The organism is Xanthomonas euvesicatoria pv. euvesicatoria (genome assembly GCF_020880415.1).
Taxonomy (GTDB): Bacteria; Pseudomonadota; Gammaproteobacteria; order Xanthomonadales; family Xanthomonadaceae; genus Xanthomonas; species Xanthomonas euvesicatoria.
On record NZ_JAJIUJ010000119.1, the window covers coordinates 156,285 to 170,363 of the forward strand.

Consider the following 14,079-nt stretch of genomic DNA (forward strand, 5'->3'; position numbering starts at 1 on the left):
GCGCACAACGCACTGCCCTGGTCATCGGCGTGCATCCAGTGGCGACCAAGGTGCGATGCACGCGCAGGCTGGCACCGCGTAGTCTATGCAGGCCATCGCGGCGCCGGGCAAGACATGTGGCAGACCCGTGCCGGCGTGGGGCTGTCATCCCCATGCAGTTTCGAATATTCGCCGCGCGGTGACCCCGTGCGGCGATGCTTTTTGAGGAGTCAGGCAGTGAGCGTGCAGAAGTGGTGGACGAGTGTGCTGTTGTTGATTGCGCTGCCGATGCGTGCGGCCGCCGCCGATGCACCGGAATTGTTGTTCCGCGTCTCGGCCGACCAGAGCCTGCAAGCCGATGTGGCCCGTGGCGATGGCGTGCCCAATTTCCGCGACAAGATCGCGCTGGTGCCCACCGGCAAACGCGGCAACGCCATCGAGTGGGCCGACGACGGCGTGCTGTCGTGGAATGCGCCCGGCAACCTCTACACCCAGCGCGGCACGCTCAGTTTCTTCTGGCGTTCGCGTTACCCGGTCGGCGAAGCGCCGTTCGTGATCTTCCGCGTCGGCTATGCCGACCACACCAGCTGGGACATGGCCTGGCTGCGCATCGACTGGAACGGCCACGGCTTCGATGCCTTCGTCACCGATGCCAATCTCGCGCGCACCCGCGTCTCGTTCAAGCTCGACAGGAATCCGGCCGCCAGCGACTGGACCCACATTGCGTTTGCCTGGGACGAAACCCGCGGCGTGCGCCTGTATGTCGATGGCAAGGAAGCCGCACGCGCACACTGCGGCGCGCCGTGCGCCAATGGCGGTTCGCTCGATTACGACGCCGCGCTCGACCAGTTCGGCCTTGCCGGCCGCGTGATGTCGCCGCACCAGGTGCAGAGCCGCTATAACTTCCTGCGCGGCAGCGACTTCGACGAGATTCGCATCTACGACCGCATGCTCGACGCCGGCGGCGCGGCCGCACTCGCGCGCCTGCAGGAACCCACCACCGCACCCGCCATCGCTGCGGACGCGCAATACGCCGCCTTCCTGCATCGCTACGGCTGGGACAACGGCCATGCACCGCCCGCATTGACCGCACCGGTCACGCGCATCCGCAAGGTGGAATTCACCGACGCGCGCGACCTCAAACAATGGATGTGGAAGGCCACCGACGGCATCGCCGAAACCACCTGGCCCGGCGTCTACAACCGCTCGCGGCTGCCGGGACGCAACGACTACTTCCAGCTGCCCGACTGGAACACCTATGTCGAAGGCGGAAAAGCGCTCGACCTTACCCTGCCGGACGAGCCGTTCAACCGTATCGAACTACGCGGCGCCGCCTACGGCCAGGCCACCTACGCTGCACCTAATGCACAGCCGCAACCCCTGTTCGCACGTCAACAAGGCGTGGTGCGCAGCGTGGATCAGTTCCCCGAGCGCCGCGGCGGCACCCTGCGCTTTGCCAACACCGCGCAGGAAACCCCCATCCAGGAAATCTGGGCCTATGACGTGCAGCCTGGCGAGGTGCCCAAAGGCAGCGCGCAACTCAGCTACACCGTGCGCAGCGACATCCAGCCCGACTACGACAACCTCGCCGAACTGCGCGCTGTCATCGCTGGCCGCTACCCACCAAGCGAACGCCAGACCGTGATTGCGCTGCCCACCAAGGCGCCGGCCCGCAAGCGCCCCAGCGACAAGACCGCAACAACGAACCAGCACCCCATCGTGCACATCCTGGTGCCCTCCAGCCTGGGCGACCCGCCGCCGGATCAGCCGCTGATGCGCAGCTGGTCCTACGGCTGGGAAAACATGCACGACGGCCTGGACGGCATCGCCATCACCTTGCCGGCGCTGAACCTGCCAGCCACCCACAACGGCAGCATCCCGCTCAACATCCGCATCAAGGACCCCATCTGGCCCGCGCGCGACATGATCGATGTCTCGGTCGCAGTCGTCCCTGGTCAAGCGCGCACGCTATGGCTGGATCTGCGCGACAGAATCCTCAGCAACGACAGCCTGATGCTCAGCATCGCCGCCGCCGCACCCGGCTTCGATGCCCAGGCGCTCGACGGCACCCAATTGCAGCTGGTGTTCAAACCGCGCGCTGAGGCCATCAAAGAACACGTTGCCGACCGCTTCAACCAGGTCAAAGACAACTGGGGCTTTCTGGTCGAAGAACACACCACCTCCAAGCGCCAGCTGCTCTACAAACGGCTAGATGCCGACATCACCGATCTACTGCGCGTGGACCCGGACAACGCGCTTGGCCGCGAATACTGGAACGACATCAGCTACGCCAACCAGAGCGAATTGCCGGTCGAGATGCCGGCCGTGCCCAAGGGCGTGCCCGCCTGGGCGTTCTGGCAGCTGCAGGACCTCAAGGCCACGCGCCGCTATATCCGCTGGTGGATCGAGCAGCGCCAGGTGGCCTACGGCGATTTCGGCGGCGGCATTTCCGACGACTCGGACCTGGTACAGCAATGGCCCGGCGTCGCGCTGATGGGTGTGGACCCGGACATGCTCAATGCCTCCATGCTGGCGCTGTCCGATGCCAACTACCGCAACGGCATGTTCACCAACGGCCTGTCCACCATCGAAACCGACGAGCTGCACTCGTACGAGGAGGGCATCAACCTCAACAGCGCCCTGCTGTACCTCAACTGGGGCGACCCGCGCACCGTCGAGCGCCTGATGCAAACCGTCAAAGCCTTCGACAGCATCATCCAGGTCAACCCGCAGGGCCACCTGTTGTTTGCCAGCAACTGGTTCGGCGGCCGCAAGGTCTACCGCGAGCCCAACTGGCAATGGCAGAAACCGTACTCCTTCCCCATCGTGCACCCGGCCATCCTGCTGGGCGGCTATAACGCCGATCCCAACAGCCGCCGCATCGTCACCGGCCTGGCCGACGGCTATCTCGCCCACGCCTACACCAACGCCAAGGGCAACTGGGCCCTGCCCAACGAGATCAACTGGCAAACCGGCAAGACCCGCGGCGGCGAGCTGTTCGAAGGCAGCGGCGGCGCCGACACGCTGCACACTTTCTGGGCCGCCTACCGCTTCACCGGCGAAGATCGCTATCTCAAACCCATTAACTACCGCGTCGCCAACAGCGGCCCGAACGGTTTATCGCTGCTCAACGAAAACTTTCTCGACGTCATGGGCAAGCGCAATGACTGGGCCAGCAAGTTGATCGACGCCGCAAACAAAGACGACGGCAGCGCCCCGGACTTCCCGCACCATGTGGCCTGGGAGCAAACCGGCAACCTGGATTATCTCGCCGCCATTTACCGCAGCGAGGCAAGAGAGAAACTGCAGAACTTCTACATGAACACCGAAGGCCACTGGTGGAGCGACCGCGTGGAATCCCCCACGGTCAACCTGCAACGCGCACGCCTTGGCGGCGTGGCCCTCAAGCGCAACCAAACCTACCCCGGCCACACCGTCAGCTGGCGCTTCGCCGATCCCGAAGCCGCCACCCAAGTGGCCATCGCCATCCCCGCACCAAAGCAAGACCGCTTCACTGTCATCGCCTATAACACCTCCAATAAAACTCAGCGCGCCAGCATGACCGGCTGGAACGTCGCCCCGGGCCAATGGCGCATCACCCAAGGCGTGGACAGCGACGGCGACGGCAAGATCGACGGCACCGGCACCACGCGCGAGGTGGCCTTCGAGAAAAGTGCGGCCATCGACATCGACTTCCCCGCAGGCCGCACCACCATCCTGCAGCTCGAACGCATCGCAGCCACCACCCCGGTCGAACTACGCCCGGACCTTGGCATCGGCAACGGCGATGTGCGCGTGACTGCTGATGCCATTGAAGTGACCGTGCATAGCCTCGGCCACGCTGATGCACCAGCAGGGTTTGTGGTGCTGGAAGATGCGCGTGGCAGGGAGCTGGCAAGAGCCCCGTTCCCGTCACTCGCGGCACCACGCGATCTGCAGCCAATCACCACCCAGGTGCGCCTGCCGCTAACCAACGCCGCGAATCTAAAAACCGTGCAGCTGCGTGTGATGACCGAAGGCAACGTCCCAGAGATTACCGGCCTCAACAATAGTCTCGCGCTACCCACCCCAGCCAAGCCGGCAACCACAGAGAACCGCCAATAACCCAACACACCAAGCCCTTCTCCCGCACGCGGGAGAAGGTGCCCGAAGGGCGGATGAGGGCAAAGCCGATAGAGCCAACGATCACTCGCGCAAGCGCATTGACGCAACCCAAAAACTCGGCGAGGATCAAGTCACGCAGTATCTAATGCAGCCGCAAAGCCACACATTTCTTCAGGGGGAAGAAACAATGTTGAGCAAGGCATGGAGCATCGTGGCACTGACAGTAGCCGAACTCGGTTTGTTTGCCCCAACAGCGCAAGCCACGTTGTAATGCATAAGGATGGAACCTCTTGGCAAAGAGTTCAGTGAGTAAAAAATTAATTGCCTCAGTCTCGGTTCGTTCCATAGATATTCTTCAGCATAGACCTTATGTCTTACTCAGAGGCAACAGGATCAGCTACTCCGATAAGCGATTGGAGTCTGGTGAGGTTGGCGGGATCTGAGGACTTTGAGATAAAAAAGGGGAGAAGAAGTTCTAGTTGGCCGCTGATGCTATCTTCCATTTTAGCTTGGGATATTTATGCATAAGGAAAAGGAATGAGTCTTGGCATCATGGAGCAACTCACCCACAGCACGGTGAGAATAGAAACAAATTTGCATGGCGGAGGCGTATCAACAGGTACAGGTTTTTACATGAACCTCCTGAAAAATGACACAACCTTCGTGCCAGCGATCATTACGAATAAACACGTGATTGCCAATGCAAATATCGGAAAGTTTCATGTAACGCTGGCCAATGCTAACGGCCTACCTGACTCAGGCAAGCACCAGCAGTTTCAGTTCTCGAATTTTGAAAAGCAATGCATTAAGCACCCTGATCCGAATGTTGATTTGGCTGCATTTTTAATTGGTCCACTCATGAATCAGGCTCAAAAGGCGGGAGTGGATTTATTTTATATTCCACTTTTAACCGATCTGATTCCAAGTGATCAAGAGCGTGAAAGTTATTCATCAATGGAAGACATAGTTATGATCGGTTACCCAAATGGAATCTGGGATGCAAAAAACAACCTGCCAGTCATACGAAAAGGCATCACAGCAACCCATGCTGGCGTTTCGTGGAACGGCAATTGCGAATTTTTAACCGACATTGCCAGTTTTCCAGGATCCAGCGGGTCGCCCGTTTTCATCGCCAACCTTGGCGGCTATATGGATAATAAGGGCAATGCCTATATGGGAACTAGTCGCATTAGATTGTTGGGCATTCACTATGCCGGTGCAATGCACACTGCATCTGGTGAAATTAGAATTGTCACCGCTCCCACATCAAACTTGCCGGTACCGATTACTCAGATACCAAACAATATCGGTGTCGCTATCAACTCAAAGGAAATTCTCGGCCTTGAAAAGGAAGTTGCGCGATTCATCGGCGCAAATACGTAAGATCAGTCTAACGAACGGTGGTGATGCGGCATAATTTAGCCATCAGGTGCAACATGAGTATCAATGCTAGTGACCGCACATTAGGCCTTCTCAATACTTGGCAGGTGTTACGGAAGCTCAATTGGGAGGTTGAACTGATGAAAGCCATGCCGGACAAGGTCCGGCTCGGCGTTGCTCCAGAAAGCGCCATGCACGTCACGGACGCCAAACTATACGCGGCTATAAATGCAGCTTCTACATCGATAGCCCTTGTTGACTGGCTTTATCATTCGGCTCAAGAAGACGTGACTGTAAAAGATCGTCTTGCCAATTTTCTTGAAGTTGATGGAAAAAGGGGTCAGGTTCACTTGAGATAAACCTGTCTCCTGGTCACGGGCTTCGATCGCGGGTGGGCTACTGGCCCGAACAGTGTAATAAATGAACTTAACAGGGGGCTGTTATGAGTATTTTGCAAGAGATTTTCAAATGGACGACGACGCTTCCACCTTGGCAAAGTGATGCGGTTGGACGTCTTCTGACGAAGGTAGATCTCGATTACAGCGATGACGACGATCTGCTTGCGATGCTTTATTCAGAAAATGGAATTCCCGACCCTGAAGGACGGATTGCTAAGCCCTTGTCACAGGACCAAGTGCCCGCCGCTGCTGTTCCAGGGGATGTCGTGCTGCTTCATACGATGAAGCACTTGCAGCACGTCAATGCCATTGCATCAGATCAGTCGATTATGATGGCGCCTTCCGGCGTCACTGTCATCTACGGCGACAACGGCTCGGGAAAGTCTGGCTATTCGCGAGTGTTGAAGCGCGCATGTCGTGCACGGGATCAATCAGAGCCAATCCATCCCAACGCGAATCTGCCGGCCAGTCAAGGCGGGGTTGCCCAAGCAACGTTTGAGATCTCGGTGAACGGGACTAACCAAGAGATCGTCTGGCGGCTCGATGCGGCACCACCTGCTGGACTCTCTTCCATTGCAGTATTCGACGCGCGCTGCGCGAAATCGTATCTGGAACAGGAGAATGATTTCTCCTATGTCCCTTACGGTTTGGATGTCTTTGGATCACTCGCGCGTCTGAGTCAACGGCTTAAGTTGAAGGTCGACCAGCAGATCCTGGCAGGCGCAGTTGACCTCGGTGTGTTTGCTCACCTGCGCGGAGAGACAGCGGTTGGCAAGCAGATCGCAGCGCTCACAGCCAAGTCGAAGCCGGAGGCAATTGAGTCACTTGCCACACTTAGTGCCGCAGAGCTATCGCGGCGAGCGGAGCTTGGGACGAGTCTCAAGGAGAACAATCCCAAGGAGAAAGCCCACGCGCTGCGCATTCGCGCACGTCGTTGGGCAGCGCTTGCGGCCAAGGTCGCAGAGCAGGAAGCTCGCCTTAGCGATGATGCGCTGGCTGTGGTTCGCCAAGCAGCTGATGAGTATCGGACTGCAAAAGCTGCTGCTGAGCTCGCCGCGCAACTTCATAGCGAAGGCGAGAGCCTCTTGCCAGGGACGGGCGGTGATGTGTGGCGCGAGCTATACGAGGCGGCCAAACGCTTCTCAGTGCAAGTCGACCCGGGCAAGACTATTGTGGATCTCACGCCAGAAGATGCTTGTCTTCTTTGCCAGCAGCCCTTGCAAGAGGGAGCTGCACGGATGCATCGCTTCGAAGCGTTCGTTCAAGCCGAAGCAGAAAAGATTCATGCCGCCAAAAAGGCGGCGTTGGCCGTTGTCTACGTCCCCATGACCAAGCACCCCATCGCCTTTGGTTTGGACGAGGCGCTTCTTTTGGCGCTTCGTTCGGAAGATGAGGGGATTGCCGAAGAATTACCTACCCATGAGACGGCGCTTCTGGATCGACAGCAATCAATCCGGAAAGCAGCTGAGAGCAATGATTGGAGTGTCGTGCTGTCTCTCGCTACTAGTTTCAGCCAGCGACTCTCACAGCTATCGGTCCAGCTTGATCTTTCGGCGAAAGCATTGGAAGAAGCATCTGACGAGGCTGCACGCAAGGCAATGCAAGCAGAGCTCGGGGAACTTGACGCCAGGGCTCAGCTCGGCTTGGTCAAGGACGCGGTGTTGTCAGCCGTGGCCAAACTTGCTCATTTGGCAAGACTGAAGGCCTGCCTACCTGCACTTCGCACAAACGGCATATCAACAAAGGCGTCTGAGCTGGCTGAAAAGGTCGTGTCCCAAGAGCTAGCTGATGCGCTCAATCGCGAATTCGCAGCACTCAAAGTCAATGCCTTGCGGGTCAGTACGCAAAGTCGCTCCGAACGCGGTAAGCCACTTCATCGGCTTCGCCTTGAGCTTCCCCAATCGCGGACACCCTCGGAGATATTAAGCGAGGGCGAACAGCGGGCCATCGCCATTGCGTCCTTCTTGGCAGAGATCTCTTTGAATGGGCAAACGAGCGGCATCATCTTCGATGATCCGGTCTGCTCGCTCGACCACAGGCGGCGCGAGCTTGTAGCAAAGCGTCTGGTTCAAGAGGCGGCGAAGAGGCAGGTCATCGTTTTTACTCATGACCTCTACTTCCTAAAGCTCCTTGCAGACGACGGCAAGCGCTTGGGCGTAAGTGTCCAGACCCAAAGCGTGAGCAGGCAGCAGCAAGGGTTTGGTGTGACCAGCGCGGATCTCCCATTTGAAGGCAAGACGAGCAGTCAACGGGTGGGCGTCGTGAAGAACATACAAGTTCTCGCAGCCAAGGCTTACAGCCAGAACGACCAAGAGAACTACGAGATGCATACGGTTAGGGCATACACCTTGCTGAGGCTCGCTTGGGAGCGGTCCGTCGAAGAAGTGCTGCTTCGCAATGTAGTCATTCGCTTCCGTAAGAGTGTCGACACACAGCGCCTATCGGGAGTTACGGTCTCAGATGGGGACTACGCGCGAGTGAATGACGGCATGACTAAATGCTCGAACTACGCCCATGACCGCCCGGAAATCGCGGGGGTAGCGTTGCCGGATCCGGACGAGCTTCTGGCAGATATCCTCGCTTTTGATAGCTTTATCAAAGAGGTGAATGCGCGTTCTGTTGCAACCGAAGTAGTTCGTAAAAAGGGGCCGGCAGCGTCTGTCGCTGTCGCGTAAACTTTGAGAAACGGGGTTAGGTTCACCTCTTGAGATAAGGCGGCTAGATAACGCTCTTGAATATCTTCCGCGCTCCGCATCGGCAGGAAGGCAATCTCAGATACTTATCAGCGCTCTTCTGCCACAAGCAGTTGACAACCCAACAAACCCGCAGCAATCTCTACCACAAGGAGCGTAGAAACTCCTCAGAGAGCGGTACCCACCTCCGTCAAACCGGTGGATTTTTTGTGCTTGCAGATTCTTGCGGGCGCAACCGACGCGATGCCTGCGTCGGGAGGGCGGCTAATACAACACCCTTCGGGGAAATACGCTCGCCGCCTCTCTGCGGTTTCTAACCTCCCGACATCCCGTCGCCACCCGGCGGCGGGGCCTGTTCGTCAAGGAGGGCTTTGCCATGCGTCGATCCACGTCCAGTCCCAAGCCAGCGCGCAAGCGCGCCACGGTACCGCTACCCACCGAAGTCGGCTGGCACTCGCTCGACCCCTCGATCCCACCGCGGCCCTACCTCGAGCGCACCCCCATCCCCGAGCCCCGCCCCGATCCCAGCAAGCCGCGCCGCCCAGGCCACCCGCGTGCCCCGCAACACTGCACCGTCGGCTACGGCTACTACCCCGACAGCCATCAACGCATCCCCACCCTGCGCCTGCGCGGCCGCTGGCTGGAACAACTCGGCTTCACCATCGGCAGCAAACTCAACATAAGCATGCGCAACGGCGAGCTGGTCGTCAGCGTGGCGGATGATGGCGAGAAGGCGACAGACAAGGCAGCCAACAATTGGCGGTAGCCACCGACTCGACGAGCTTCATGCTGATACCACTGCACACCAGCATGCGTAGCGCTGTGCTTGAGGTGGTGCTTGGACTACCGGGGTATCCTGACAACTTATGTAAGCCAAATTTGCTTCCCGACTCGGCTTTACAAAGAGGCCAGATCCTACTTTGGCAGCGATGAAACAAGCGAACTTTTTTATCGCAGTATTGTTGGCATTTGTCGTCGCGGCGTGCTCTCGTCCAGTCGCTCCGTTCTCACCTGCACACGTTGATCAGTCTGTATCACAGCAGAGCCGCTATCCGTTGGCAACAGAGCCATCGCTTGTCGGAACTTATTCAGGGCGGTCGAAGTCCGGGGGTGGCTACTTCTATGACCACATCCTTGAGTACAGAGTCTGGCTCCATCCCGAGCAGGGGGCGGTGCCACTGGCTGGAGACGATGACTACTTCGCCGCGTTCGCGCAATACGAGTCGGCGTTGGCCTTCTCGCAGGCGCACAAGGGTGCCGAGCCACCCGTGGTCTTGGTGCGGCAGCTGGAATCGATCAATGAACCCAGTCCAGGCGTCTATTAGCACCAAAGCGGCGCACGGATCACTGAGTGGCTGCCTCAATGGCTGCCTGGATCCAAGCGCGAGCCTGATAGCATCACCAAGTTCCTGGCCGCGCATGCGTCAACGCAGAAGTAGGCCTGGTAGTTCGTCCAAGCCGACGCCGCTTCGCGGTGCGGGCTAATTCAGACATTGGGGTCCAATGGGAGCACTAGAGTATTCCGTAGCAACACTCCGATTCTTTGGAGACGATCTGGTGCCTGACGAGATCAGCGCGTTGCTTTCGGGCAGCCCAACGGCCTCCAGGCATAAGGGGCAAGAACTTAAGTCGAAGAACGGCGTGGTGGGTATTGCCAAGACTGGTAGCTGGAGGCTGACTGCAACGCGACGTGAGCCTGAGGATCTTGAAGCACAGATCTTCGAAATCCTGGACCAGCTCACCCAAGACTTGAGTATGTGGGCACAGTTGAGCAGTCGCTATCAGCCCGACCTGTTTTGCGGCATCTTCATGGCCAAGAGCAATGACGGTCTAGCACTTTCCGCTAAAGCCATGCTGGCGCTCGGACAAAGAGGTATTTCCTTAGGCCTGGATATCTATGATCCAACCAGCTAGAGATCCTCTATCACGTTAGCAGATCTATTAAATGCCAACCTGTTTTGGGGAGCGGCTTAACCCAGAGGTCAGATGCGTGCGACTGTGCCGCCGCCCACGAAATGGGCTGGCACTCGCTCGACCCCTCGATCACGCCGCGGCGCTACCTCGATCGCACGCCCATCTCCGAGGCGTATGAGCCGATCAATATTTGGAGTTTTGTATTTAGTTTCATGCGGCAGAGCAACGCAGTCAGGAGCAACTAGTAAGTCAAATTAACTGCAGTCTTCGCCCACATCCCATCACCACGCGGCGGTCACAGGGCGTCGTGATGGCAGAACCCTTGCAACGCTGGTTCATGTCGCTCATGAGCATGGCGGCCGCGGTCGAATGCAGTCACAGACGGAAGGATCAGGCGGCGCGCGTCTGAAGCCCCGCAGGGCTGGACTGGCCGCCAGCGTCCATTGTCCCGGTGGCTCGCCAGCCGTGCCAAATCCTCACACCGCGCACGGTCGACGTGATAACCTGACCACCGCCATTCGGCGAAGACGGAAAACCAGGTGACCAGCCGACGCCATAGCAAGCGGCGTTGGGAGCTGTCTCGCTGAGCCACGCCTAGCGCAAGTTGCCCAGAGACATGCATGTCATTTCAACCATTACCAGGGAGGTATTCATCATGAAGCCACGTTCTATTGGCGCCACCTTTGCACTAGCTGTGGCTCTCGGCCTAGGCCTGGCTGCCCCAGCTCGCGCTCAGACCGCAGATCCTTGCTCGGTTTTTCTTTGCATGGCCGCCGTGTCCGGCTTCGGCACACCGAGTGCCGAATGTGCAGCGCCGATCGCAGCCTTCCACGCCATCCAGATATGGGACCCGCACTTCGATTCGGCGGCCACAGCGGCGGCGCGCCGGACATATCTGATGACATGTCCAGGTGTCGTCCCGGTGAATCAAGCCACCCTGGAAGCCATCATCGGGCAGTGGGGCTATACACCTTGACGGGCTTGCCCGCTGACTCAGGAATTTGCTTCTGAGCCAGCGGGAATAGCGCCACGCCCTGTTTGCCATGGACATCGCACCACACACAACACCTTTATGCGCCGTTGAGCTCCCACGCCTCGATCAGTGGGAAGTGAACGCAGTAGCGTTGTATGTTCGTGCGCATGGGGCACATTCTGCCCTGTTTTGCTCGCTCAGGTGGCTGTGCTCCCAGTGAGCGTGGCAGGCGCTATGCGCTTATCTATAACGTGAAAGAAACGGTGCCGGGTTTACCTAAAAACTTAATCTGAGCCCGTTATCGCCGTTGTCGTGCTTTGCAGAACTTGTCTTAATCTATCCGTCTGGTGTTATGACAGTTATTGAAATTTTTCCATCGGCTGGTGTCGGCCTTGTAAAGCTCGGCATGTCCCGCGCCGAAGTTCATGCTGTCATGGGGGCGCCTTCAACTAGCTTCAGAAAAGTTCCCACGTCTGCCTATCCTACAGACGCATGGCATCACAACGGGTTTCAGGTTTTTTATGGGGGCATCGAGCCGAGCGTGGAGTTCATAGAGCTCTCCGCGAATTGCGGATTTGAGGTTCTGTGCCTCGGCCAACGTGTATTTAGTACGCCAGCATCAAGGCTCGTCGAGAAATTCCTTGCAGTTACTCCTTTCGATTCTTTTGATAAAGAGTTGGGGTACAGCTACGTGTTTCCAGCACTTGAGCTTGCGTTGTGGCGTCCGGATATGGAAGAGCCGCAGGGAGAATATTTTTCCACGGTGGACATCGGGTGCGTTGGCTATTTTTCACGCAAAATACCCGCTGAGAGTACGGGGGAAACCTAACTTGAAGCCAGCATGATCCCTTTCGGCGGCCTCCCAGAGCTGGATAAAATTGAAAACAGAAAGGGCAAGAAAAAGGGGGCGGGTTTAGGCCGTTAAATAGGTCCACTGGAAGCAGAATCTGGGCAAAAAGGCGGCTCGGACCTACTGGAAGCCCTTGCTCTGGCCCCAACGGCTAACCCACAAACGCCTGCCGATGATCGCGAACAAAGTCATCGAATGTATGCGGGCGCTTCCCGGTGAGCCGCTCGATCTCGAACGTGGGATCGATGTCGTGATGGCCTGCCACCACATCTGCGAATTGCACGGTCAGGCCCTTGGCCATCCATGGCGAGTTGCCGGTCGCACGCATCAATACGCGAAACACCGGCGTTGGCAGGTCGAGATAACGCACCTTGCGCCCGATGATTTTCGATAGGCGCGAGGTTGCTGCCTGCATGTCGAGCGTCTCGGGACCAGTGAGGAAATAGGTTGCACCTGCGTGCCCTTCTTCGGTCAGTACCGTGGCCGCCACGCGTGCGATGTCGCGGGTGTCGATCTACGACACGCTGCCCCGGCCTGCCGCCATCGGGAACACGCCCTTGGCGATCGGATCCTTGAACCACAGGAAATTCTGCATATACGCGGTAGGCTTGAGGATGGTCCACGCGATGCCTGAGGCGCGCAGGTGGTGGTCGATCAGGGCATGCGATTTCGCCCATGGCACCGGCGAACGCACGTTGCAATCGGATGCCGACACTTTCACGATCCGACCGATGCCGGCGCGCTTGGCTGCATCGATGGCGGCCGTCTCCTGAGCGACCTGCTCGGGAGTGGGCGGGGTAATGAGAAACAGCGTGTGGCAGCCCTGCATTGCGCCTTGCAGCGTTTCGGGTGTGTCGAAGTCGCCCAACACGGCGTCCATGCCCTTCTGCTGCAGGTTGTCCACCTGCTCCTGCTTGCGGCACATCGCGCGGAATGGCGTGGCGACATCTTGTAAGAGCTTGCACAGTTCGCCGCCGATACCACCCGTGGCACCTGATACCAGAATCATGATTGCATTACTCCTGCAGTTTGACGATGGAACTGGAAGCGCTGGGCGCTTCACCCAGATACTCCGAGATGACAGCGCTCATCTCCTCAAGGGTGCGGACGGCATCGCGGATGCGATCGATGCCGATCTTGTCCGCGATTGCTTGATCGACGGGGGCAACGGCCTTTTCGGCGCCGCTGACGGCCTTGATGCCTGCGCGGGTAAGGACAACGAGCTTGGCGCGTAGGTGATGGGGATTCGGCTGGAACTCGACAAGCCCCTGCTCGGCAAGTACATCCACGATGCGCTGCACTGCCTGCCGGGTGAGGCCCATGTTGCGCGCGATCGAAGCCGCGGGTAGCGGCGCTGGTGCGTAACGCAGGGCGGCCAGCACTTGCCACCACGCACTGGTGAGCCCCAGATGGGCAACCAGCTCGTTGCCAGCGCTGACCAAGCGGCCATTGGCCGCGAACACTGCTAGCGCCAACTCGCGGACATGCTCGTTGTCGGTCTGCATACGAAGGCTCTTTCTCAAGTCGACAACATGTTGTCAATTGAAAAGTGAGCTGCGTGTGATTGTGTAGCGTAAGGTCTGGTTACGAGACATGGCTCGCTACGAATGAAAAGCGGGCCGCTCGGGTACTTCGTCTTGCGAGCGCATCTATGCAATCGACGCAGACCGGCCGAGCATGCTTGGTGTCGAATGCAGAGAGACTTGCCTGCAAATCAATTGAAAAATAATCAATGGAATGGTTTTAGCGGTCCATTGTCATTGGACGAGCACGCAGCGTGAATGCAGC

12 protein-coding genes are annotated in these 14,079 nt (G+C 58.3%); 9 read left to right on the forward strand and 3 right to left on the reverse strand.

Annotated elements, in window-relative coordinates:
- Window positions 1-216: 216 nt before the first annotated feature.
- From LN450_RS21290 to LN450_RS21330, 9 genes are all read left to right on the forward strand, one after another.
- Window positions 217-4,083 (forward strand): LamG-like jellyroll fold domain-containing protein, encoded by a 3,867-nt coding sequence (locus LN450_RS21290; RefSeq protein WP_011345869.1) that lies wholly within the window; start codon window positions 217-219, stop codon window positions 4,081-4,083.
- Between the two features lie 537 nt (window positions 4,084-4,620).
- Window positions 4,621-5,466 carry a S1 family peptidase gene (locus tag LN450_RS21295; protein WP_074038665.1) on the forward strand — a complete coding sequence of 282 codons (846 nt, stop codon included), beginning with the start codon at window positions 4,621-4,623 and terminating at the stop codon, window positions 5,464-5,466.
- 53 nt (window positions 5,467-5,519) lie between these two features.
- Entirely contained in the window at window positions 5,520-5,822 is a 303-nt protein-coding gene (locus LN450_RS21300) for a hypothetical protein (RefSeq protein WP_126952885.1), read from the forward strand.
- An 83-nt stretch (window positions 5,823-5,905) separates the two neighbouring features.
- Entirely contained in the window at window positions 5,906-8,536 is a 2,631-nt protein-coding gene (locus LN450_RS21305) for an AAA family ATPase (protein WP_039418748.1), read from the forward strand.
- Between the two features lie 394 nt (window positions 8,537-8,930).
- The gene (locus tag LN450_RS21310) at window positions 8,931-9,320 is read left to right on the forward strand and encodes a SymE family type I addiction module toxin (RefSeq protein ID WP_011345873.1); all 390 of its coding nucleotides are present in this window, start codon (window positions 8,931-8,933) and stop codon (window positions 9,318-9,320) included.
- 406 nt (window positions 9,321-9,726) lie between these two features.
- A complete protein-coding gene (locus LN450_RS21315; protein WP_196770063.1) occupies window positions 9,727-9,879 on the forward strand; it encodes a hypothetical protein in 153 nt (50 codons plus the stop codon).
- Between the two features lie 178 nt (window positions 9,880-10,057).
- Window positions 10,058-10,468, forward strand: coding sequence for a DUF4279 domain-containing protein (locus LN450_RS21320; protein WP_011345875.1), 411 nt, complete (start codon window positions 10,058-10,060; stop codon window positions 10,466-10,468).
- 766 nt (window positions 10,469-11,234) lie between these two features.
- On the forward strand, window positions 11,235-11,444 hold the full coding sequence (locus LN450_RS21325; protein WP_014088960.1) for a hypothetical protein: 210 nt from the start codon (window positions 11,235-11,237) through the stop codon (window positions 11,442-11,444).
- Window positions 11,445-11,793: 349 nt separating this feature from the next.
- The gene (locus LN450_RS21330; RefSeq protein ID WP_011345877.1) at window positions 11,794-12,270 is read left to right on the forward strand and encodes a hypothetical protein; all 477 of its coding nucleotides are present in this window, start codon (window positions 11,794-11,796) and stop codon (window positions 12,268-12,270) included.
- A 172-nt stretch (window positions 12,271-12,442) separates the two neighbouring features.
- On the opposite strand, the gene LN450_RS21335 is transcribed toward LN450_RS21330, so the two are convergent.
- The 3 genes from LN450_RS21335 to LN450_RS21345 are packed head-to-tail and all read right to left on the reverse strand — an operon-like array spanning window position 12,443 to window position 13,796.
- Complete coding sequence (locus LN450_RS21335; RefSeq protein WP_011345878.1) at window positions 12,443-12,781, reverse strand: Rossmann-fold NAD(P)-binding domain-containing protein; 339 nt, start codon at window positions 12,779-12,781, stop codon at window positions 12,443-12,445.
- Window positions 12,782-12,805: 24 nt separating this feature from the next.
- A complete protein-coding gene (locus LN450_RS21340; protein ID WP_011345879.1) occupies window positions 12,806-13,300 on the reverse strand; it encodes an NAD(P)H-binding protein in 495 nt (164 codons plus the stop codon).
- 7 nt (window positions 13,301-13,307) lie between these two features.
- Entirely contained in the window at window positions 13,308-13,796 is a 489-nt protein-coding gene (locus LN450_RS21345; protein ID WP_011345880.1) for a MarR family winged helix-turn-helix transcriptional regulator, read from the reverse strand.
- Window positions 13,797-14,079: the final 283 nt, after the last annotated feature.